Genomic DNA, 23,434 nt, shown 5'->3' on the forward strand with positions numbered 1-23,434 from the left:
TTTTTTTCTCCGTTAATTGAATAATTTATCATATTTTATTTTGAAGTTTGAAATAGAATCAAGTCTATTAATTTTAGTGCAGAAAAATTTAGTGCTATTTCTTGTCATTTGTTTATTTTCCTTCCCCAGAGTTTTCATTTCCTCTTGGGTACATGCAGCAACAATATATAATTTAGCTTCTCCTGTTTCTATAAGTTCAATAGCATTTTTGGGCGGTTGCTTTAAATTTAAATTTATTGTATTTAATTGTAAAACTGGACGAATAAAAAAGTCTGCTAGTTCTTCAGAATGTTTGGTACTATTTGTATACTTTCCTATGACATCACTATTTGAACAAAATTCAAAAATGTTAGTTTTATATGACCAAGAATTTCTAACCTCACATTTTTTTGTTATACCATTTTTAGATACCTTGATATCGTACTCTTCCTTAGAAACGTATTCAAAGTTAGGACGAACAGCATCATAAACTTCAACATTTTGTGGAGACTCTCCTAAAATATGTACTAAAAATTTAGCCACAGCTAATTCTGCAAGACAACCTTCAAATTGTTTGTTCTTTTTTTCATCATCTGATCGAATTTTATCATCCTGACTATGGGAATTTGTATGTTTACTCTTTTCTGTTGCAATTGCTTTGATTAATTCAATTTCTAACTTAGATGGGACATACTCATAATAAATTTTCTGATTACTTGAATCTGTAATAGCTTTAAACCTGCTAACTAAGCTATCTTTGTAAAAAAATTTTTTAAATTTCAAAAGAGAATCTGGTGTCAATGGTTTATTTTTCATTAATTTATCTACCCTTCTGACGATTATGTTTGTAGTCACATTATAACATAGAATAATTTTAATTTTGACAGTAAGGCTCTTATTTATAAACAAATCTTTATTTGGTTATAATTTGTCGCTAGTAAATTCAATTGTATTTTTGTACATTAAGATAAATTATTGCAATCAAGTTTCGGAGAAATACTTATCTACTTCTTGACTTCGTTTGGAAACATTCAAAAGTTCATTTTTCAAAGCAATTTCAGCTAACATTCTATCTAAAACCTCTCCCAATAAAGCATCTTCCGCTTCATAATCATTAAAGAATTCTTTATCACATGAATGACATATAAATTTAAATGTCCCTGAATTTTTTACTCCTTTTTCAGTCTCAAATATATCTATATCTTCAAAAGCAAGCAAAAAACTAGACTGCATTATTTTCCATTCTCAGCCAATTGTTTTAATACAAATTGAGGAACTGAATGCAAATTACAAAGTTTTGTAAGTTTTTTATTACATAGTAAACATGTATCAGGCCTTGAATTATTTCTAGCTTCTTGAAATCGCCTAGATACTTCTTTTCTTATTTTTATATCAGATATATTCATCACAACCTTCCTAAAAAACTTCCATCACTAATTATAAAATACTTTTATTCTACTTAAATTATACTATGAAACCACAAAAATCCCCCTTAGAAATCCGCTTCTAAGGGGGTATCTTTATCCTGCTACTGGGGCTGGTTCTGCTGGTTTGGTCTTTTTATCTTTCTTGCTACTAGTGATGAGACGGCGTTTGCTATCTCGGATACTATTGAGTTCCTTGAGGAGTTGAGTCAGGTGTTCCTTTTCAGGGTAGGCTTCTGCACTGGCTGCGGTATAGCGCATAAAGAGGTCGTAGCTGGTTGAAAGTTCGGTACGGAGTTGTCTGGTCTTGCCAACTTCCTTGGCAGACTTGGAAGCACGCGCCTTACTTTCCACTTGATCATATTCCTCTTGAGAGTTGACCACCGCCGTCAGCATAGGTGTCAGTCCTAGACTGGTAACTGCCTCATGATAGGGTGTTTCACGCAGCGTTTTGAGCAGGCTCTTAATTTCTGCCGTCTCCACATCATTGCTGTGCTTGGTGATGTCCTTATACTTGGCAAAGACTGGTTTCAGAGTTTCATGAGCTTCTTTGAGCTTGGCATCCTTAATCTTAGCAAATCCTCTATGAAGGGTAAAGAGACCGACCAAGGCACTATCACGATTGCGATCCACTTCTGTCAAATTACTAGACTCTTTCGTTTCCACCGCCGCAAGTTGAGCTTGAAAATCATCTAGCTTGGTTTTGAAGGGTTCCAAATGTTTGGCATACATAGCCTCATCCTTGTTTGCCTTAGAAAAAGTCGCCAAACTTTGATGAGTATCCATCATCAGGCTTTCAAACTCACGGTTGGTAAAGTTGCTGTAACTAAGAGGGCGAATAGCGTATGTTTTTGTCATGATGATATCCTTTCTATTTAACGAATCATTTATTATCTTCTTTATCAAATAAAGAGTGGAGTAGATTTGCATGATGATGCTCTCTTGGAACAGATCTCACCACACCCACTCTCCTACGTTCTATTAACATCGAACTGTCCTTTACTTCAAAGACTTGAAACAATACAAAGACCAATAATATAATTCCAAATACAGGAAGTGACCATAGTACACTCTCCTCATCATCTCTAATTTTCTTCATCAATTTTTCTCCTTTAAGTTGATACATTCATTCTAACAGTTTCCAAAACTATTTTGACCTCCATCCGCTCAACTGTCATTATTTCCATCTAAAATGTACTTTTCAGGACAAATCAGTCATTTCCAAAATAAAAAAATCCCTATCTGATTAGACACACATCCCGTCTGTCAGATAGAGACTCTTACTATTTTTAGATTTTAACTCTTCTAGCTTTAGAATACATTTAAACTTTAGGAAAGACGACTATTCGAAAGTTCGAAGACCTCAAAAATTTCGTAGATAAGCTATTCGAAGCTTAGAATACTTTTAAATTTATGGAGTGACGATTGTTCTAAAGCTAGAATACATGTAAACTTTAGGAAAGAGGCCTGTTCTAAGTCTCGAAGGCCTATTCACTATCCATTCCTCATCAAAAACACTCATTCCCCCTTTCTCCTCCAAAATATGGTATAGTAGAGTTATACTATCTATGAGGAGTTTACATGTCACAGGATAAACAAATGAAAGCTGTTTCTCCCCTTCTACAGCAAGTTATCAACATCTCATCGATTGTCGGTGGGGTTGGGAGTTTGATTTTCTGTATTTGGGCTTATCAGGCTGGGATTTTACAGTCTAAGGAAACCCTCTCTGCCTTTATCCAGCAGGCAGGTATCTGGGGTCCACCCCTCTTTATCTTTTTACAGATTTTACAGACTGTCGTCCCTATCATCCCAGGAGCCTTGACCTCGGTGGCTGGGGTCTTTATCTACGGCCACATCATCGGGACTATCTACAACTATATCGGGATTGTGATTGGCTGTGCTATTATCTTTTATCTGGTGCGCCTCTATGGGGCCGCCTTTATCCAGTCTGTCGTCAGTAAGCGCACCTATGACAAGTATATCGGCTGGTTGGATAAGGGCAATCGCTTTGACCGTTTCTTTATCTTTATGATGATTTGGCCCATTAGTCCAGCTGACTTTCTCTGTATGCTGGCTGCCCTGACCAAGATGAGCTTCAAGCGCTATATGACCATCATCATTCTGACCAAGCCCTTTACTCTCGTGGTTTATACCTACGGTCTGACCTATATTATCGACTTTTTCTGGCAAATGCTTTGACACGTAAAAAATCCGTTTGGTTTCCCAAGCGGATTTTGTGCTTTATTTTGAAACTTCTTTTGCAAGAACAAAGTTCCCAAGAGTAGCAGAACCATTTCCTGCGACTGCTGGCGTCACGATGTATTCACGCACATCTGGTACTGGTAGGTAACCATTGAGAAGAGATGTAAATTTCTCACGGACACGGTCCAGCATGTGTTGTTGAGCCATGACCCCTCCACCAAAGACAATCACGTCTGGGCGGAAAGTCACTGTCGCATTGACCGCAGCTTGAGCGATATAGTAGGCTTGGACATCCCAAACAGGGTTGTTGAGTTCAATGTTTTCCCCACGTACACCTGTACGAGCTTCCAAACTTGGACCAGCTGCATAGCCTTCCAGACATCCCTTATGGAAAGGACAAACACCCTTAAATTCTTTTTCAATATCCATTGGGTGTCTAGCAACATAGTAGTGACCCATCTCAGGGTGACCCACACCGCCGATAAACTCACCACGTTGGATGACACCTGCACCGATACCTGTACCGATTGTGTAGTAAACCAAGTTTTCGATACGACCACCAGCATTGTTACGGGCAACCACTTCACCATAAGCAGAGCTGTTTACGTCTGTTGTGAAGTACATTGGCACGTTTAGGGCGCGACGAAGGGCACCAAGCAAGTCCACATTTGCCCAGTTTGGTTTTGGAGTCGTTGTGATAAAGCCATAAGTTTTTGAGTTTTTATCAATATCAATCGGACCAAATGAACCAACTGCAAGACCAGCAAGATTATCGAATTTTGAGAAGAACTCGATGGTTTTATCGATTGTTTCGATTGGAGTTGTTGTTGGAAATTGTGTTTTTTCTACAACGTTAAAGTTTTCATCACCGACAGCACAGACAAACTTTGTACCGCCCGCTTCCAAGCTTCCATATAATTTTGTCATGATAAACCTCTTGTTTTTATTTTCTTTATTATAGCATATTTCGAAAGTCTAAATTTCTCTATTTTTTAGATTTTCCTCTGTAAATCTTACCATTCAAGCAAAAACGAACAAACATGTCATTTGTTCGTTTTCACATTAGAGAGGATTGATTAGATTTTCACTTCAATAACAGCATCCCCCTTAGCAACTGAACCTGTTGCGACTGGAGCTACTGAAGCGTAGTCAGCTGTATTTGTAACGATAACCATTGTTGTATCATCAAGTCCAGCTGCAGCGATTTTGTTTGAGTCAAATGTTCCAAGAACATCGCCAGCTTTAACCTTATCACCTTGGGCAACTTTTGCTTCAAAACCTTCACCATTCATAGATACAGTGTCAATACCAACGTGGATCAAAACTTCAGCACCATCAGTTGTTTTCAAACCAAAAGCGTGTCCTGTTGGAAATGCAATTGAAACTTCAGCATCAGCAGGTGCATAGACCACACCTTGACTTGGTTTCACAGCGATACCTTGTCCCATAGCACCACTTGAAAAAACAGGGTCATTAACATCAGCAAGAGCTACAACATCACCAACGATAGGAGTTACAAGTGTTTCATTTTGAAGAGCTGCTGGAATGTTACCAGTTGTTTCTTCTTGGACCAAACGTTCTGTCTCTACTTCAGTAGCAACTTCTTTTTCATCCTCATAACCAAACATGTAAGTAAGAGCAAAACCAAGTGCAAATGATACAGCTACCATAAGAAGGTATAGTGGAAGTTGTCCATTACCTGCATAAAGCATTGTACCAGGGATGATAGTGATACCACTACCAGTACCAGCAAGTCCAAGGATTGAAGCCAATCCACCACCGATTGCACCAGCAATCAATGAAAGGAAGAATGGTTTACGGAAACGCAAGTTCACCCCGAAGATAGCAGGCTCTGTAATACCGAGGAAGGCAGAAAGAGCAGCTGGGAAAGCAAGTGTTTTCAGTTTTGGATTTTTAGTTTTAACACCAACCGCAACAGTCGCAGCACCTTGGGCTGTCATAGCCGCAGTGATGATCGCGTTGAATGGATTAGCATGGTCAGCAGCAAGCAATTGCACTTCAAGCAAGTTGAAGATGTGGTGCACACCTGACACGACAATCAATTGGTGAACCCCACCAATCAAGAAACCACCAAGACCAAATGGCAAGCCAAGAATTGCTTTTGTACCAATAAGGATGTAGTTTTCAACAACGTGGAAGACTGGTCCGATAACAAAGAGCCCAAGGATAGACATGACCAAAAGTGTCACGAATGGTGTTACCAAGAGGTCAATGACATCTGGAACAACCTTGCGGACAGCTTTTTCAAATTTAGCTCCGACAACCCCGATGATGAAGGCTGGAAGAACAGAACCTTGCAAACCAACAACAGGGATGAAACCAAAGAAGTTCATAGCTGTTACTTCACCACCTGAAGCGACTGCCCAAGCGTTTGGAAGTGAGCCAGAAACAAGCATCATACCAAGAACGATACCAACGGCAGGATTTCCACCAAATACACGGAAGGTTGACCACACAACCAAACCTGGCAAGATGATAAAGGCTGTATCTGTCAAGATTTGAGTGTAAGTTGCAAAGTCACCTGGAAGTGGCATTTCAAGAGCGTTGAAAAGACCACGCACACCCATAAAGAGACCTGTCGCTACGATAACTGGGATGATTGGAACAAAAACGTCACCGAAAGTACGGATAGCACGTTGGAACCAGTTCCCTTGTTTCGCAGCTTCTGCTTTCATGTCATCTTTAGATGATGTTGGCAAACCAAGCGCAACAACTTCATCGTACATTTTGTTTACTGTACCAGTACCAAAGATGATTTGGTATTGACCTGAGTTAAAGAAAGCACCTTGAACTTTTTCCAAGTTCTCAATCACTTCTTTATTGATTTTTCCTTCATCTTTGACCATGACACGAAGACGAGTCGCACAGTGAGCTACACTGTTGACATTTTCACGTCCGCCCAAGGCATCGATGACTTTTTTTGCAATTTCCTGATTGTTCATTTGCAAAAATCTCCTTATATAAAATTTTGTTATTGTTTGAAAGCGATTTTATTCGCCCTACGACTATTATTTTATCATGTTTTAGAAATATGTCAAGCGTTTTGCAGAAAAAATATTCTATCCACTTAGTAAGCTCGCTTTAGATTGATTGATTTTGACTGTTTTAGCAGGAATTCCTTAAAAAACAAGTTTGAAATCTTAGTTAAAAGGCTTTTGTTTCATTATCTTTCATATTTTCTTGAAAAGTTGATTAATTTCCTGCTTTAAATTTATGATAAACGTTTAACAGTTTTTTCTCTTTTTTAACATAAAAGGCTTGCATTTTTTATCGAAAACGGTTACTATTAAATGTGATAAGATTTTTGGAGGAATGAATGAATGGAATGGACTACTGAGCGTCGTTACAGACTTTATCAAGATTGGACGCAAGAAGAAATTCAAAATATAAAAGAAAATATGGCACAATCTCCATGGCATACTCATTACCATGTTGAGCCAAAAACAGGACTTCTCAACGACCCAAATGGCTTTTCTTACTTTGATGGCAAGTGGATCCTCTTTTACCAGAATTTTCCTTTTGGTGCAGCCCACGGTTTGAAATCTTGGGCACAGCTAGAAAGTGATGATTTGATTCACTTTAGAGAAACTGGAATCAAAGTTTTACCAGATACTCCATTAGATAGCCATGGTGCCTACTCTGGTTCTGCCATGCAGTTTGGCGATAACTTGTTCCTATTTTATACAGGAAATGTTCGTGATGAAAACTGGATCCGTCACCCATACCAGATCGGTGCTTTGATGGATAAGGATGGCAATATTACGAAGATTGACAAGATCTTGATTGACCAGCCAGCAGACTCTACCGACCACTTCCGCGATCCGCAAATTTTTAACTTCAAGGGGCAATATTATGCCATCGTCGGCGGACAGGACTTGGATAAAAAAGGCTTCGTTCGTCTTTATAAGGCTGTAGACAACGACTACACAAACTGGAAAGCAGTTGGCGACCTTGACTTTGCTAACGACCGCACTGCCTATATGATGGAATGTCCAAATCTGGTCTTTGTAGGCGAGCAACCTGTCCTTCTCTACTGCCCACAAGGATTGGATAAGAAAGTTCTAGACTACGACAATATCTATCCAAATATGTATAAAATCGGGGCTTCCTTTGATCCTGAAAATGCAAAAATGGTAGATGTGTCTCAACTCCAAAACATGGATTATGGTTTTGAAGCCTATGCAACTCAAGCCTTCAACGCTCCTGACGGACGTGCTCTAGCAGTTAGCTGGCTTGGTTTGCCAGATGTTTCTTACCCATCTGACCGTTTTGACCACCAAGGAACCTTCTCTTTGGTTAAAGAACTGACTATCAAAGATGGCAAACTCTACCAATACCCAGTCGCGGCTATCAAGGACCTTCGTGCTTCTGAAGAAGCCTTCTCAAACCGTACCCAAACCAAGAACACTTACGAACTTGAACTCAACTTGGAAGCCAATAGCCAAAGCGAAATTGTTTTACTTGCTGATAAAGAAGGCAAGGGACTTTCCATCAACTTTGACCTTATAAATGGTCAAGTAACAGTGGATCGTAGCCAGGCTGGTGAACAGTACGCTCAAAAATTTGGGACAACTCGTTCTTGCCCTATCGACAATCAAGCTACTACTGCTACAATCTTCATCGATAACTCTGTCTTTGAAATTTTCATCAATAAAGGAGAAAAAGTATTTTCTGGTCGTGTCTTCCCACATGCGGACCAAAATGGTATCCTCATCAAATCTGGAACACCAACTGGAACTTACTATGAATTAGATTATGGTCGCAAAACTAACTGATGTCGCAAAACTTGCAGGCGTCAGCCCTACTACCGTTTCTCGGGTTATCAATAAAAAAGGTTATCTCTCTGAGAAAACCATTCAAAAGGTCAATGAAGCCATGCGAGAATTGGGCTACAAACCCAACAACCTGGCTCGTAGTCTACAAGGAAAGTCCGCTAAGTTAATCGGTTTGATTTTCCCCAATATTTCCAATGTTTTCTACGCAGAATTGATTGATAAGCTGGAACATCAACTCTTCAAAAATGGTTACAAGACCATCATCTGCAACAGTGAGCATGACTCTGAAAAGGAACGCGAGTACATCGAAATGTTGGAAGCCAATCAGGTAGACGGCATCATTTCGGGTAGTCACAACTTGGGAATCGAAGACTACAATCGCGTGACGGCACCAATTATTTCCTTTGACCGCAATCTGTCACCAGATATTCCTGTCGTTTCCTCTGACAACTATGCTGGTGGGGTTCTTGCTGCCCAGACCTTGGTTAAGACAAGCGCCCAGTCTATCATCATGATTACAGGAAACGACAATTCTAACTCGCCGACTGGACTACGCCACGCTGGTTTTGCATCTGTACTCCCAAAAGCTCCTATTATCAATGTTTCCAGTGACTTTTCTCCCGTCAGAAAAGAAATGGAAATCAAGAATATCTTGACTCGACAAAAACCAGATGCCATCTTTGCTTCGGATGATTTGACTGCTATTCTAGTCATTAAAATTGCTCAAGAACTGGGCATCTCTGTCCCAGAAGAGCTCAAGGTCATCGGATATGATGGGACTTACTTTATCGAAAATTACTACCCTCAACTGGCTACTATCAAGCAACCCTTGGAAGAAATTGCCTGCCTTACTGTTGACCTCCTCTTGCAAAAGATTGAAGGCAAGGAAGTTGCGACAACTGGTTACTTTTTACCAGTTACACTATTACCAGGAAAAAGTATTTAAGTACAAGAAAACTCAGACCAATTCGTCTGAGTTTTTTTATGATCTTAAGTTTTCTAAATAACGCTGGGCTGTCTCTAAATTAAAGGTTTTCTCTGCGATGAGGCGATCGACTAGAGGAGCTACCTCGGATTCACTAGCACCTGCGAGAAGTGCCAAGGATTTGGCCTGCAATTTCATGTGGCCTTGCTGAATTCCTGTGCTGACCAAGGCTTTGAGGGCTGCAAAGTTTTGGGCAAGCCCGATAGACACGATAAGCTGGGCTAATTCTTTAGCAGAAGGATTTCCCAGTAGCTCATGACTGAGGGCTACACGAGGATTGAGGCCGATAGAGCCACCCTTGGTTGCTACAGGCATAGGAAGAGTCATTTGACCAACCAATTCTTCTCTTTCAAGGTCCAGCGTCCATTGACTAAGACCTTGGTAGCGCCCGTCTCGACTGGCAAAAGCATGGGCTCCTGCCTCAATAGCACGCCAGTCATTACCAGTGGCAATCAAAATGGCATCAATACCATTAAAAATCCCTTTATTGTGGGTAGCTGCTCGATAAGGATCAGCCTGCGCCAATTGGCTAGCCAAAGCCATTTTCTCCGCAATTTCTCTTCCTTGATCCTTTTGGCGACTTAAGTAGCGAAAAGCGATACGACAACTTGCAGTCACCAGAGAATCGGTCGCGTAGTTAGACAGAATTCCCATGAGACTCTGTCCCTGACTGAGTTCTTCTACGACTGGTTTCAAGGCTTCCAGCATGGTATTGAGCATATTAGCTCCCATGGCTTCCTGGGTATCGACATGGAGATAAACAACGAGAAAGTCTGTTTCACCTTTGATCTGCTCGACATGCAAATCACGCGCTCCACCTCCGCGTTTAACAATGGAAGGATAGGCTTGATTAGCAAGCTCCAAGAGCTCAGCCTTCTTGCTGACAATCTGCACTTGCGCTAGATCTGGATCATCAACTTGATAAAGGGCTACCTGACCAATCATCCGGCGCTCATGAATCTGAGCAGTAAAGCCACCTGCTCGCTTGATAATTTTACTTGCATAGCTGGCCGCAGCAACGACAGAGGGTTCTTCTGTCACATAGGGAACTGTGTATTCCTGATCGTTAACGAGAACCTCTGGGACCAGCGAATAAGGCAGAGAAAAAGTTCCCACTACATTCTCACTCAGCTGGTCTCCCACAGTCACACTCATCTGTTCATCCTGCTCCAAACTCGCTTGGGTCTCAGGACTAAGGAGCGCCTGAGCTTTTAACAGCTCAAGGCGCTCATGGTATGATTTTTTAGAAAATCCATTCCAACTTATCTTCATTCTTTTTCAACCTTGCTATAACGGCGTTGGTGGTCAACAATTTCAACCAAGGCAAAATCTTGATTTTCATAGCCAGCAAACTGGGTAGAATTTGTTTCATCTAAGTCTACTTCCTCAAAGAAGACTTTTTCATAGTCTGCAACAGACAGGGCAGTTCGTTGGTTGAGCTTGTTCAAACGGTCCTTATCCAGATAAGCTTCATATCCTTCAACCAATTCACCACTGAAGAACTCAGCCACAGCACCGCTTCCGTAACTATAAAGGGCAATTTTATCTCCAGCCTTCAGGCTTTCTGTATTTTCTAAGAGAGACAAAAGTCCAAGGAAAAGTGAACCTGTATAGATATTCCCCACCTTTTGACTGTAGAGAATAGACTGGTCAAAATGGTTTTGCAAGAGGTCTTTTTTCTCTTGAGACAGGCTCTTATCCATGATCTTTTTCAAGCCCTTTAGCGCTAATTTAGGATAAGGCAAGTGGAAGCAAACAGCTGCAAAATCATCTAAGGTAAGCTGGAAGCGTTTTTGGTATTCAAGCCAAGTCGTTTTCAAACTATCCAAATATTGTTGGGTAGAATAGACACCATTTACATACGGAGTTGTTGAGTAATTTGGACGCCAGAAATCCATGATGTCACGAGTCTGAGCCACATTGTCGTTATTAAAGGCCATAATACGTGGATTTTGTGTAATCAACATAGCCACACTTCCTGCACCCTGAGTGGGTTCTCCTGGAGTTTCAATACCGTATTTGGCAATATCGCTTGCGATGACCAAGACCTTGGACTCTGGAGAATTTTCCACATGCAATTTGGCATAATGAAGGGCAGCTGTCGCTCCATAGCAGGCTTCTTTAATCTCGAAACTACGAGCAAAAGGCTGGATTCCCAGCAAACCATGCACAAAGACGGCCGCAGCTTTACTCTGGTCAATTCCTGACTCGGTAGCCACAATGACCATATCAATTTCTGATCTTTCTTGCTCAGTTAAAATAGAATCACTTGCACTGGCTGCCAAGGTCACGATATCCTCAGTTAGAGGCGCAATACTCAATTCCTTGAGCAAGAGTCCTTTGCTTAATTTTTCAGGGTCAATTCCCCTCGCTTCTGCTAAGTCTTGTAATTTCAAGACATATTGACTGGTCGCAAAACCAATCTTATCAATACCGATTGTCATATTTACCTCTGTTTTATCATTCATTGTAAAAAATCGTTCTATACTATTTTATCACAAATAGCAGTAAAAGAGAGAAAAAAGACTTGATTCACCAAATCAAGTCGCTTATTATTCTAACCATTATGCTGTTTTCGTAAGTGAGAATAAAGTCTGAGAATCACTGTTCCGCTAGCCATTCCAATGGAAATCACCAAAGCCAACATAACAACCAAGGTTGCACTAGTAATGGCATGACTGTAATCTCCCGTCACAAAAAAGGCTGTTGTTCGATAAGAAAGATAACCCGGAACCAGAGGTGCCAAGATAGCCAAGATAAAGACTACAGCCGGTGTCTTATAAAAAATACTTAAAATCTGGCTGACACAAGAACCGATAATGGCTGCAATAAAAGTAGCCACAATAACATTGGTCGGTTCCTTGAGCAAAAGATAAATTAGCCAGACAGCCATGCCCAAAATTCCTCCTGGTAAGAGCATAGAACGTTGAACATTGAGTACGATTAAAAAAGTGATAATGGCAAGAAGACTTGCTACTGCTTGTAATAAAAAGGTTGTTAGTGTCATATTAATTCATCAATACCAAGGCGACAGAAGTTCCCGCCCCTAAAGCAAGGGTAATGAGCAGGGATTCAAACATCTTACTCATACCAGAGTTTATGTGGTTGGTCATAATATCACGAACCGCGTTGGTCAAGGCAATCCCTGGTACAAAAGGCATGACCGCACCAGCTATAATCAAGTCTGCCGTTGAAGGAAAGCCTGTGTAGCGAGCCCAAAACTGGGCTATCATCCCAAAGACAAAGGCTCCAGCAAAGGCTGTCACAAAGGGAATTCGGATAAACTTCTCCACATAGAGGGAAAAGGCAAAACCAAATAAGGTAGCCACTCCTGCCCCAAGTGCGTCGTAAAGATTTCCACTAAACATAATAGAAAAGAAAGGAGCACTAAAGGTCGCAGCCAAAGTTACCTGCAACTTAGTATAAGGAAGGGGCTGGGCTTGCAAGGCCGTCAATTGCTTGAAGGCTGTCTCTAAATCAATTTGCCCCCCTACCAGCTGACGAGAAATCTGGTTGACATCACAGACTTTTTCAATATTATAAGAAGAGGAAGTCACGCGTTTCATTCGCGAAATATTGGTATTTTCAATGGAGAAAAAGATAGCGGCAGGCATGGCAAGAACATTGCAATCCACAATTCCCTGTGAATGCGCAATTCGAATCATGGTATCTTCTACACGATGAATCTCTGAGCCACTTTTGAGAAGAATGGTTCCAGCTAACATAATCACATCGATGACGGCATTTAATTCTCTTGATTCTTCCATGCTTGCCTCCTTTTATCAACTCTCTCTATTCTATCACAAATCTGGAGTCAAAAAAAATCTTTGCCATGAAATCATGACAAAGATTCGTTTAATCACGAGAATTTTCGTGGTTTCCTTCACTATTTGGTTGAGTCGGAGTAGGAACCGTTCCTTGTTGATTTCCTTGCTGGCCACCTTGTTGATTCCCTTGATTTGGAGTAGTAGGTGAACCTTGGTTACCACGTGGAACTGACGTTGAAGAGGAACTTGATGGTGGTGTTTTGGGTTTATAAATCGAAATTTTAATACGTGTGCTGGCTAAATCAATTTTTCCACCCGCTTTTGGACTTTGCTCTACAACAGTCCCCTCAGCAGTTCCTTCAGGAGCTTTAGACACTTCTACAACTTCGATATTAGCCTCTTTCACCCCAACAATTTGAATCAAATTAATTTTAGTGAATTCAAGACTTGAACCAATATAACTTGGCATTGAAATAGAATTTACTTTTTTAGCAACAGTCAGAACTATTTGAGTTGCCTTGCTAAGATCGTAGGTTGTTCCCTCCGGTAAACTTTGTTTCATGATTGTACCGGCTTCGATTTCGTTGGATTCTTCTTCCTCAATCTTAATTAGATTTTCTGGAACCTTCTTGCCTTTCAATTCTGCCACTACATCACTAGATTTTCGTCCAAGATAATTTCCAAGTTGGAAGGATTGCTGACCAGAAGACACAATCAAATTAATTTTTGTTCCTTCTTTGCGTGTCGTACCAGCGTCAGGATCGGTACGAATAACACGACCTTCTTCAACCTTATCACTAGCCTCTGTTTTTTCTTCACCAACCTCAAAATTGGCTTTCTTAAGCGCTTCTTTAGCCTCAGCAACCGTCTGACCTGCCACCTTTGGAACGGCAATGGTAGCAGGCGTTCTATATAAAATCCATACTAAGGATGCCACAACCAACAAGAAGGTCGCAAATAAAATTGGATAACGTGCTTTCAGGCGACGCCGTTTGGTTGGCTTTGGACTAGGTACTGGTTTTTCTGTCTGATGAGGCTGGGGCTTAGGCTGAGGTCTTCCCTCTTGTACCGGAGCTTTAGGAATAGAAGTCAAGGTACTTTGTGGAACTTTAGGAAGAGTTTTAGTATCTGCCTTAGTTGCATCGTCAAAGACTAGCTTTGGTTCATTACGACGATTATTAGACAAACTACTCGACAAATCCACATACATTTCAGCGACTGATTTGTAGCGATCTGTCAATTTCTTAGCAGTTGCCTTGATAACAACATTTTCTAGAGCCTGAGGCACAGATGGATTTTCGGCTATAACCGATGGCAGTGGTTTCTGGAAATGCTGGAGGGCGATGGTCACTGCGCTATCCCCATCGTAAGGAATATGACCTGTCAGCATCTCATAGAAAATAATTCCCATGGCATAGATATCACTCTGCACAGTTGCTTTAGAACCACGCGCCTGCTCTGGTGATAAATAATGCACAGAACCTAGCATTGAGTTGGTCTGAGTTAGACTCGTCTCTGCAAAGGCTACTGCAATCCCAAAGTCTGTAACTTTGGCAGTCCCATCTGGGGTCAAAAGGATATTTTGCGGTTTCAAATCCCTGTGAACAATTCCTCGAGTATGGGCTAAGCGCATAGCCAAGAGGATTTGTCCCATGATTCGAACCGCTTCTTCATTTGAAAGAGGGTGATGTTCCTTGATATAGCGTTTGAGGTCTAATCCAGCAACATATTCCATTGCGAGATACTGTTGTCCCTCTTCTTCACCGATATCTGTAATCCGAACGATATGAGGATGGTCCAAATCTGCCATGGCTCTCGCTTCCCGCTGAAAACGAGCCACAGCAATCGGGTCTGTCTGGTAGTTGGTCCTCAGGACCTTTACCGCCACTTCTTCCCCGTCTAGAATCAAATCTTTAGCCAAGTAAACATCTGCCATGCCTCCTCGACCAATCTGTTTGAGAATCCGATACCGCCCGGCAAAAATCTTGCCGATTTGGATCATTCTGTTTCCTCCTCATTAACAGCAATAAGGGCAACTGTGATGTTGTCTAAACCACCTGCATTGTTGGCAAAACGGATCAAGGTTGCTGCCTTATCTTCCAAAGAAATATCGCTAGTTACAATATCAGAAATCTCACTTCCTGAAATCATATTTGTCAAACCATCGCTATTGAGTAAGAGATAGTCCCCAGGCTCAAGGGTGATTATTCCAAAATCAGGCTGAATTTCATCTTTTTGACCAATAGATTGAGTAATAATATTTTTCTGTGGATGGCTAGCAGCTTCTTCTGGCGTCAATTGACCTGCCTTAAGCAATTCATTGACCAAAGAATGGTCGCTCGTTAACTGGTGGTATTCTTCTCCACGAATCAAACCGATACGAGAATCCCCAATGTGGGCATAGATAGCCTGATTATCAATAATGGCTACAGCCTCAAGGGTTGTTCCCATTCCTTTATAGGCTTCATTTTGTCCCAATTGGTTAATCCTTTGATTTTCAATCTCAAGGTTGTTAGCAAACCATTCACGCACTTCATTAACCGTATCGATTTGTGTATCAACCCAAGCTACACCCAGGTCTGTTACCGCCATCTCACTAGCGATATTCCCTGCGCGATGACCTCCCATACCATCAGCTAGGATAATCATGGTACGTCCAGCTCTATTGACATAGTGGTTGACATAGTCTTGGTTATTTGTTCGTTTCTGACCAACATCTGTTAATAATGAAATTTCCATGTGTTAGTTCCTTCCTAATCCGATATCTTGCGAAATTGACTGATGAAGAATCCATCACTTCCATACAATTCAGGGGTGATGAGGATACAGCCATCTTTCATGATATCCTTACATTCATGTTCTAGTTTCACCTGCTCAAATTCAGGATGACTTTCTAAAAATGCCTGTACGACTTGAAAGTTCTCTTCTGAGACAATAGTACAGGTACTATAAGTTATTATACCACCTTTGCCTAGTGTTTGACAAACACTACCTAATATTTCTAGCTGAATTTCCTGTAAGGATGCGAAATCTGATGTTTCCTTATTGTATTTGATGTCTGGTTTGCGTCGCAGAAGACCAATTCCTGAACAGGGAGCATCTACCAAAATCTTATCAAATGAATCCTGACCAAAAAACTCATGTACCTTTCTGGCATCCAATTTTTGCGTTTGAATCCGATCTGAAACTCCTAAACGTTGGGCGTTTTCTTGAATTAAGTCCAACTTATGGTCGTACAAGTCCAGAGCCGTAACCTGACCTGTCGTGAGATAAGAGGCTATATGGACTGTTTTCCCACCCGGAGCTGCACAGGCATCTAGGACCTGCTCATCGCCTTGTAGATCAAGAGTCGGAGCAACCAGTTGACTAGACTCGTCTTGAATGGTTATAGCACCTTCTGCAAACAAATCATGACCTGCAAAATACCCTTGCTCCTTAACCAGACCAGAAACAGACAAAGATGAATCACTGGCCTCCAACAAGGCTTGGATTTCCTCTTTTCGACTTAAATCAGTCACACGAATGCTGGCCTTGTTACGCACCAAAAGACTTTCAAAAATAGCTTGCGCCCGCTCTTCTCCGTATTCTTCCTTGAGCTTGGAAATTAGCCAAACTGGGAGAGAATAGGCAATGGAATCACGCTTATTTTTTCGCTTGATACTGGCAATATCTGGCCAGCCTTCACGCAGGATACGGCGAAGGACGGCATTGACCAATTTTTCACTGCCCTTTTTACGGACTTTGGCTAGTTCTACTGCTTCATTGACCACAGCATGATCTGGAATCTTGTCCAAATAACGGAGCTGGTAGACACTAACAAGAAGAAGGACATAAAGCCAACTGTCTAACTGGTCTCTGTCTTCGATAAAGTGGGATAGGTACCATTCCAGAGTCAGTTTACGGGCTACCGTTCCATAGACAATCTCTGTAACCAAGCCCTTGTCTGCTGCTGAAAGTTGACTACCCTTGAGGTGCTTATTTAAGGCGATATTTGAGTATGCTTGATTGATAAAAACATCCTCTAGCACTGCTAGGGCTATACTTCTAGCCGTTTCTACTTTAGTCACCAAATCGTTCTCCTACAGTCAATGTCCGTCCAACTCCGTTGAGGAAGGAAGCAATGTCCATCTTAGGTTTACCAGCTGGCTGCACTTGTTTTAGAGACAAAGCTCCTTCTGCCGTTGCGACAATCAATTCTTTCTTACCAATTGAGAGGATCTCACCTGTATTTCCCTGACCATCTACTGGTAGGGCTTCATAAATCTTAAAACGGTCGCCCTTAAGGAAAGTATGGGCAACAGGCCAGGGGTTCATGCCACGGATTTGGTTGAAGAGTTGACGATTGGTTTTAGTCCAGTCCAGTTTTTCTTCTTCTGGCTTGATATTTGGCGAGAAGGTAACCTGAATTGGATCTTGCGGTTCAGGTTTGATGTCACCAGCAATATAGGTTGGCAAAGTGTCCAAAAGCAAATCACGACCAACGACAGCTAATTTCTCAAATAAGGTACCGACATTATCCTCATCTGTGATAGGAATGCTACGACGAGAAATCATATCTCCTGCATCCATTTCCTTGACCATTTCCATAATAGTCACACCAGCTTCCTCATCCCCTTGAATCAAGGCATAATGGATAGGCGCACCACCACGGTGTTTTGGAAGAAGGGAAGCGTGAACATTGACCGCAAAATCCATGCTATCAAGGAGTTTACTTGGGAGAAACTGCCCAAAAGCAGCAGTCACAATTCCATCTGCTCCTAGCTGCATAATAGTTTCCATCTCTGGACTTCCAGATAATTTTTCAGGTTGGTAGATTGGAAGACCTGCTTCTTTAGCAGCCTGCTTGACCGGGGTTTCTTGGATAACTTTTTTACGCCCAACAGCACGGTCTGGCTGGGTCACAACTGCTAGAATCTCGTAACGGTCATCTGTCAAAAGCCCTTTTAAGACTGTTGCTGAAAAGTCGGGGGTCCCCATAAAGATTAATTTTGTCATATCTTCTCCTTCTTATAAAAATTGCTGTGGCTCATGGTCAATGCTGAGACGGAGCTCACTATTTTCCCTTTCTTGAGTCAAGGCTAAGACCTGGTTGAGGGTCGGCCCCAGCTCATCTTCTAAACGGTATTTAATCAAAATCTGGTAATGATAGAGGTTGTGGGTACGAGCAATGGGTTTTGGCGTCGGCCCCAGAATATAACTGGTCTCTGACAAACCTGACCGCAAAATATTCATGACTTCATAGGCACGTTTGACTACCTCTTCTTCTTTCTTGTGAGAAAGGGTAATGCCAATGGTGAAATAGTATGGTGGATAACCAAGTTGTCGTCTGATTCCCATTTCATAAGCGTAAAAGCCTTCGTAGTCCTGGTCTTTTGCAAATCGAATAGCGTAGTGCTGAGGATTGTAAGACTGAATCAAGACCTGCCCAGCTTTTTCAGCACGTCCTGCCCGACCTGCCACCTGAGTCAAAAGTTGGAAGGTTCTCTCAGAAGAACGGAAATCTGGTAGATTCAAGGCCGTATCGGCATTGAGCACTCCGACCAAAGTCACATTGGGAAAATCTAAGCCCTTAGCAATCATCTGTGTACCCAGCAAGATATCCGCTTCTCCTCGCCCAAACTGGTCAAGGAGAGCTTGATGACTACCTTTCTTACGAGTCGTATCCACATCCATCCGTAGAATGCGGGCCTGCGGAAAGAGTTCTGCTAGCTCGTCATAAGCCTTCTGTGTTCCTGTCCCATAGTAACGAATACTGCGGCTCTTACAGTTAGGACAGACTTGAGGAATGTCCTTTGAAAAACCACAATAATGGCAGTTCATGGTCTTGGTATCCATGTGCAAGGTCAAGGAAATGTCACAGTTAGGACAAGTATCCACCGTCCCACATTCCCGACACATGACAAAGCTAGAATAACCACGACGATTGAGCATGAGAACCACCTGCTCTTTTTTAGCCAGACGGTCCTGAATAGCTTCTAGCAAAGGGGGCGTAAAGTTTGACGTCTCATTTTGTCCGATATAGTCCCGAAAATCAATCACTTGAACCTCAGGGATCCTAGCTAAAGGATTGGCGCGTTGGGTCAGACGTAAATGTTGATAAACGCCTTTGCCAGCCCGAGCACGGCTTTCTAAGCTCGGTGTCGCGGAACCAAGAACCAATGCCGCTTGATTGTATTGGGCCCGTAAAACAGCCACCTCTCTAGCATGGTAACGGGGATTGCTGTCCTGCTTATAAGTCGCTTCGTGCTCCTCATCGATAATCATAACACCTAGATTCTTCAGCGGAGCAAAGATGGCCGATCTAGCACCAACAACAACTTGGGCATCGCCACGTTCCACTTTGCGCCATTCATCATACTTTTCACCATTAGACAGGCCAGAGTGAAGAATGGCAACCTTATCCCCAAAACGAGCGATAAAACGCTCCGTCATCTGAGGAGTCAAGGAAATCTCAGGTACCAGCAAAATAGCTGTCTTGCCCTTATCCAAAGCCCCTTGGATAATCTGCAAGTAAACCTCGGTCTTCCCACTTCCTGTAATCCCTTGAAGGAGGAAGGGAGCCTGATGACTGCCAATCGCACTGACAACCGCATCACGCGCCTGCCTTTGCTCTGGATTCAACTCCAAAGGCTGACTTGCTTCAATCCCTTCAAAATAAGCAGCCGAGCGTTGAACTTCCTTTTGGACTATGGTCACAGCACCTTGTTCCACAAAGAAGTTGACTTGCTCCCGCGAGTAGGACTCTAACAAACTAGCCAAAGAAGTACTCTCTGGATGAGACAGCAAATAATCTCTCAATTCCAACTTTTTCTTAGCACGCGTAGAAATCTCTACACTTTCTAATTGAGCAAGGTCAACCTCATACCAAGACTGGGTCTTGACCTTCTTTTGATCAATTGCCTGATATTCTAGACCAAGCAGGCCTTTTCTAGTCAAACGCATCATTTCAGCTTGCTTAGCTAAATCCAGAGAAGAAAATGCAAGCGAATCCTCTGAACCAAACAAGCGCTCTCGGTCTTCCTGACTCAGACCTGCAAGAGGATAGAGAATCTTGTCATAGCTGGAGTTCAGAAATCCTGGTAGCATAGCCTTGAGGATGGAGATTTTATAGGAGAAGACGGACTTGCGTAACTCCTCAGCAAGCCAGAGTTGTTCTTGCGTGAGAACAGGAGAAAAATCCAGCACCTCCGCAATATCTTTTAAATCATGATTAGCCTCTTCTTCATCTGGTTGGGACTCCAAACCAAGAACAATCCCTTGAATCAGGCGATTGCCCTTACCAAAAGGCACATGAACCCGCATCCCAACTTCTAGCATTCCCTCGAATTCCTTAGGAATCCTGTAACTATAGGGCTGGTCCGTCTGCATCAAAGGCACATCTACGATAATCTTGGCTATAGCCATCTTCTCACCTCCTCCTTGTCAGTACATTCTTGCAATAGAAAAAATAAGATTGAGTCCCCCCAACCTTAAATTTTTTCACCATCTTCTTTTTCTTTAGCGATTTGCTCTTTGATTTTCTTTTCTTCTTCTTCTTTGCGGCGTTTTTCTTCTTCGATACGGCGACGCACTGCTTCACGTTTTCCTTCTGGATCTGGGTGAATTGTAACGTTTCCTGATTCGATTTCTTCTAAAGCGCGAAGAGTTGATTTTTCAGACTTGAAACCTTGAGTTGCTGGCGCACCTGCTTCCAATTCGTGGGCACGTTTTGCTTCCAAAATTACGAGTGAATATTTTGATGGAACCTTGTCGAGCAAGGTATCAATAGAGGGTTTTAACATCATTTGCTTGTACCTATTTTCTAAATTTTATCGAGTAGTTGGAGATTTTGGTAACATCTCCTGATAGTGACCAATGACACGATCTACACGGAAGTGCTCTGCTTCAATAACACGTTTGACACGCTCAGCAGCTAGGGGCACCTGATCGTTGACAATCGCATAATCATACTCACGCATGAGAGCAATTTCTTCCTTGGCTTTTTCGATTCGTTGGGCAATCACTTCTGCACTGTCTGTTCCACGACCTACTAAACGATCTTGCAATTCATCCAAATCTGGTGGTGTCAGGAAGATAAAGACAGCATCTGGAACCTTTTTCTTGACCTGAAGAGCGCCTTGAACTTCAATTTCAAGGAAAACATCGATTCCCTTGTCCAAGGTTTCGTTGACATAGGTCAGAGGAGTTCCATAGTAGTTGCCGACATATTCTGCGTATTCCAACATCTGTCCTTGACGAATCAGCTCTTCAAACTCTTCACGAGTACGGAAGAAATAGTCAACACCGTCCACTTCTCCAGGACGTTGTGCGCGTGTCGTCATCGATACAGAGTATTGAAATTGGTTTTCAGAACTCTCAAAAATCTCTCTTCTAACCGTTCCTTTTCCAACCCCTGAAGGACCAGAAAAAACGATTAGTAAGCCTCGGTCTGCCATTGTGTCTCCTTTTCGTCAGTCTGTGAAATAACATTTCTAGAATAATGGCAAAAAGCCAGATTATCCTTTACAGTCTTTCTATCTAGTGTAACAAAAAAGCAGTAATTTTTCAACTGCTCTTTCTTATTTATTTAGCATAATCTACTGCACGAAGCTCGCGAATCACGGTTACCTTGATATTTCCAGGGTAATCGAGATTGTTTTCAATTTTCTCACGAACTTTGTGAGCCAAGATTGTGACTTTGTCGTCTTTGATTTGTCCTGGATTGACCATGATGCGGATTTCACGTCCTGCTTGAAGGGCAAAGCTATTCTGTACTCCTTCAAAGCCGTTCGCAATTTCTTCCAAATCATGAAGACGTTTGATGTAGCTTTCAAGAGACTCACTACGAGCACCCGGACGGGCAGCGCTCAAAGCATCTGCTGCAGCAACAATCACTGCAATGACGCTTTCGGCTTCGACATCACCGTGGTGGCTAGCAATTGTATTCACCACAACTGGATGTTCCTTGTACTTACGAGCCAATTCCATACCGATTTCAACGTGGCTACCTTCAACCTCACGGTCAATGGCTTTTCCGATATCGTGAAGGAACCCTGCACGACGAGCAAGAGCCGCATTTTCACCAAGTTCGCTCGCCATGATACCAGCTAACTTAGCAACCTCAATCGAATGACGTAAGACATTTTGTCCATATGAAGTACGGAACTGCAAGCGACCCATGATTTTCATCAAGTCTGGATGAAGGTTTGGTGCCCCAATTTCATAGGCAGCAGCCTCACCGTATTCACGAATCTTATTGTCAATCTCTTGACGGTTTTTCTCAACCAACTCTTCGATACGAGCTGGGTGGATACGACCATCCTTGAGCAACATTTCCATAGTCATACGGGCAATTTCACGACGAATCGGGTCAAAACCTGATAAGGTCACCACTTCTGGTGTATCGTCGATAATCACATCGACCCCTGTCAAACTTTCAAAGGTACGAATGTTACGACCTTCACGACCAATAATGCGTCCCTTCATAGTATCGTCTGGCAGGTGAACCGTTGAGTTTGTTGACTCCGCCACATATTCACCAGCGATACGTTGCATGGCTTGAACCAAGATGTCCTTGGCCATTTTGTCAGAACGTTCCTTGACCTCTTGCTCAGCTTCACGAATGCGGCTAGCAATCTCCTTGGTCAAGTTTTCCTCTGTCTGAGCCAAGATAATATCTCGTGCTTCTGCCTGAGACAGGGCACCAATACGCTCTAGCTCTGCTTCTTTTTGTCTTTCGACTTCCTCTAATTGCTCTTCACGCGCATCAAGGTTTTTCGCTCTATCAGAAATACTTTGTTCTTTTTGTTCAAGTGTTTGTTCTTTACTCGTCAAATTGTCGTCCTTACGGTCAAGGCTAGTAGCTCTCTCTGTCAAACGACTTTCGATTTGTTTGAGTTCTTGACGTTCTGATTTGAATTCAGCGTCCACTTCTTCACGGTATTTTCTGGCTTCTTCTTTGGCCTCCAATAGTGCTTCTTTTTTAAGAGACTTGCTTTCACGTTTAGCTTCATTAACAAGTAAATCCGCTTCACGTTCAGCTTGTCCACGTAAATTAGTTGCTTCTTGTTCAGCATTTAAAAGCATCAACTCTGCAGCTTCCTGAGATGATTTCATCTTGGCTGAGATGCTGACATATCCAATGACTAAACCAATGATGACGGCAAAAACAGCAATCGCAAGCGACATGATTTCCATGTTTTTACCTCATTTTATTGTTATTCCGAATGACATACATTCTTTTACATTCTACCATAAAAAAGTGATTTTCACAAACCTAAAATAGAATATGTTTTGGGGAAA

Annotated in this window: 22 protein-coding genes; 3 read left to right on the forward strand and 19 right to left on the reverse strand. The window is 42.0% G+C overall.

Annotated features, from left to right (window positions below):
- Nucleotides 1-12: 12 nt before the first annotated feature.
- The 5 genes from HMPREF2613_RS06540 to HMPREF2613_RS06555 form a co-directional block, all read right to left on the reverse strand.
- The gene (locus HMPREF2613_RS06540; protein WP_261673977.1) at nt 13-795 is read right to left on the reverse strand and encodes a hypothetical protein; all 783 of its coding nucleotides are present in this window, start codon (nt 793-795) and stop codon (nt 13-15) included.
- A gap of 165 nt (nt 796-960) precedes the next feature.
- Complete coding sequence (locus tag HMPREF2613_RS11565) at nt 961-1,212, reverse strand: hypothetical protein (RefSeq protein WP_070479786.1); 252 nt, start codon at nt 1,210-1,212, stop codon at nt 961-963.
- The gene (locus HMPREF2613_RS11570; RefSeq protein ID WP_186822079.1) at nt 1,212-1,385 is read right to left on the reverse strand and encodes a hypothetical protein; all 174 of its coding nucleotides are present in this window, start codon (nt 1,383-1,385) and stop codon (nt 1,212-1,214) included. Before HMPREF2613_RS11570 ends, HMPREF2613_RS11565 begins: the two co-directional genes overlap by 1 nt.
- A gap of 114 nt (nt 1,386-1,499) precedes the next feature.
- Entirely contained in the window at nt 1,500-2,261 is a 762-nt protein-coding gene (locus HMPREF2613_RS11575) for a DUF6261 family protein (RefSeq protein ID WP_070479787.1), read from the reverse strand.
- 25 nt (nt 2,262-2,286) lie between these two features.
- Nucleotides 2,287-2,502 carry a hypothetical protein gene (locus tag HMPREF2613_RS06555; RefSeq protein ID WP_070479788.1) on the reverse strand — a complete coding sequence of 72 codons (216 nt, stop codon included), beginning with the start codon at nt 2,500-2,502 and terminating at the stop codon, nt 2,287-2,289.
- A gap of 482 nt (nt 2,503-2,984) precedes the next feature.
- Between HMPREF2613_RS06555 and HMPREF2613_RS06560 the strand changes: the two genes are divergently transcribed.
- On the forward strand, nt 2,985-3,602 hold the full coding sequence (locus HMPREF2613_RS06560) for a TVP38/TMEM64 family protein (protein WP_070479789.1): 618 nt from the start codon (nt 2,985-2,987) through the stop codon (nt 3,600-3,602).
- A gap of 42 nt (nt 3,603-3,644) precedes the next feature.
- On the opposite strand, the gene scrK is transcribed toward HMPREF2613_RS06560, so the two are convergent.
- Together scrK and HMPREF2613_RS06570 are read right to left on the reverse strand one after the other, a co-directional pair.
- Entirely contained in the window at nt 3,645-4,532 is an 888-nt protein-coding gene (scrK, locus tag HMPREF2613_RS06565) for a fructokinase ScrK (protein WP_000164311.1), read from the reverse strand.
- Between the two features lie 149 nt (nt 4,533-4,681).
- A complete protein-coding gene (locus tag HMPREF2613_RS06570) occupies nt 4,682-6,568 on the reverse strand; it encodes a sucrose-specific PTS transporter subunit IIBC (RefSeq protein ID WP_045604751.1) in 1,887 nt (628 codons plus the stop codon).
- A 378-nt stretch (nt 6,569-6,946) separates the two neighbouring features.
- Here HMPREF2613_RS06570 and HMPREF2613_RS06575 point away from each other — a divergent pair, with 378 nt between their 5' ends.
- The gene (locus tag HMPREF2613_RS06575; RefSeq protein ID WP_070479790.1) at nt 6,947-8,401 is read left to right on the forward strand and encodes a sucrose-6-phosphate hydrolase; all 1,455 of its coding nucleotides are present in this window, start codon (nt 6,947-6,949) and stop codon (nt 8,399-8,401) included.
- Nucleotides 8,382-9,347 carry a LacI family DNA-binding transcriptional regulator gene (locus HMPREF2613_RS06580; RefSeq protein ID WP_070479791.1) on the forward strand — a complete coding sequence of 322 codons (966 nt, stop codon included), beginning with the start codon at nt 8,382-8,384 and terminating at the stop codon, nt 9,345-9,347. Before HMPREF2613_RS06575 ends, HMPREF2613_RS06580 begins: the two co-directional genes overlap by 20 nt.
- 36 nt (nt 9,348-9,383) lie before the next feature.
- Here the strand turns inward: HMPREF2613_RS06580 and HMPREF2613_RS06585 are convergent, their stop codons facing one another.
- The 12 genes from HMPREF2613_RS06585 to HMPREF2613_RS06640 all read right to left on the reverse strand — a co-directional run bounded on the left by HMPREF2613_RS06585 (nt 9,384) and on the right by HMPREF2613_RS06640 (nt 23,329).
- The gene (locus tag HMPREF2613_RS06585) at nt 9,384-10,658 is read right to left on the reverse strand and encodes a hydroxymethylglutaryl-CoA reductase, degradative (protein WP_070479792.1); all 1,275 of its coding nucleotides are present in this window, start codon (nt 10,656-10,658) and stop codon (nt 9,384-9,386) included.
- Nucleotides 10,655-11,830: a hydroxymethylglutaryl-CoA synthase gene (locus HMPREF2613_RS06590; protein WP_070479793.1), complete on the reverse strand. Its 1,176-nt coding sequence runs from the start codon at nt 11,828-11,830 to the stop codon at nt 10,655-10,657. Before HMPREF2613_RS06590 ends, HMPREF2613_RS06585 begins: the two co-directional genes overlap by 4 nt.
- 113 nt (nt 11,831-11,943) lie before the next feature.
- A complete protein-coding gene (locus HMPREF2613_RS06595) occupies nt 11,944-12,393 on the reverse strand; it encodes a threonine/serine exporter family protein (protein WP_070479794.1) in 450 nt (149 codons plus the stop codon).
- A gap of 1 nt (nt 12,394) precedes the next feature.
- The gene (locus HMPREF2613_RS06600) at nt 12,395-13,153 is read right to left on the reverse strand and encodes a threonine/serine exporter family protein (RefSeq protein WP_070479795.1); all 759 of its coding nucleotides are present in this window, start codon (nt 13,151-13,153) and stop codon (nt 12,395-12,397) included.
- 88 nt (nt 13,154-13,241) lie between these two features.
- Complete coding sequence (gene pknB / locus HMPREF2613_RS06605) at nt 13,242-15,155, reverse strand: Stk1 family PASTA domain-containing Ser/Thr kinase (RefSeq protein ID WP_070479796.1); 1,914 nt, start codon at nt 15,153-15,155, stop codon at nt 13,242-13,244.
- Entirely contained in the window at nt 15,152-15,892 is a 741-nt protein-coding gene (locus HMPREF2613_RS06610; protein ID WP_070479797.1) for a Stp1/IreP family PP2C-type Ser/Thr phosphatase, read from the reverse strand. The genes pknB and HMPREF2613_RS06610 overlap by 4 nt, the downstream gene beginning before the upstream one ends.
- A 14-nt stretch (nt 15,893-15,906) precedes the next feature.
- A complete protein-coding gene (gene rsmB / locus HMPREF2613_RS06615; protein WP_070479823.1) occupies nt 15,907-17,220 on the reverse strand; it encodes a 16S rRNA (cytosine(967)-C(5))-methyltransferase RsmB in 1,314 nt (437 codons plus the stop codon).
- Nucleotides 17,213-18,148, reverse strand: coding sequence for a methionyl-tRNA formyltransferase (fmt, locus tag HMPREF2613_RS06620; RefSeq protein ID WP_070479798.1), 936 nt, complete (start codon nt 18,146-18,148; stop codon nt 17,213-17,215). The genes rsmB and fmt overlap by 8 nt, the downstream gene beginning before the upstream one ends.
- Nucleotides 18,149-18,160: 12 nt before the next feature.
- A complete protein-coding gene (locus tag HMPREF2613_RS06625; protein ID WP_070479799.1) occupies nt 18,161-20,557 on the reverse strand; it encodes a primosomal protein N' in 2,397 nt (798 codons plus the stop codon).
- A gap of 65 nt (nt 20,558-20,622) precedes the next feature.
- Nucleotides 20,623-20,937, reverse strand: a complete 315-nt coding sequence (gene rpoZ, locus HMPREF2613_RS06630) for a DNA-directed RNA polymerase subunit omega (protein ID WP_000979235.1) — start codon at nt 20,935-20,937, stop codon at nt 20,623-20,625.
- A 24-nt stretch (nt 20,938-20,961) separates the two neighbouring features.
- Entirely contained in the window at nt 20,962-21,588 is a 627-nt protein-coding gene (gene gmk, locus HMPREF2613_RS06635; RefSeq protein WP_000775041.1) for a guanylate kinase, read from the reverse strand.
- A gap of 127 nt (nt 21,589-21,715) precedes the next feature.
- Nucleotides 21,716-23,329, reverse strand: coding sequence for a ribonuclease Y (locus tag HMPREF2613_RS06640; protein WP_000404934.1), 1,614 nt, complete (start codon nt 23,327-23,329; stop codon nt 21,716-21,718).
- Between the last annotated feature and the right edge of the window lie 105 nt (nt 23,330-23,434).

This window comes from Streptococcus sp. HMSC070B10, from assembly GCF_001808665.1.
In the GTDB taxonomy this organism is placed as follows: domain Bacteria; phylum Bacillota; class Bacilli; order Lactobacillales; family Streptococcaceae; genus Streptococcus.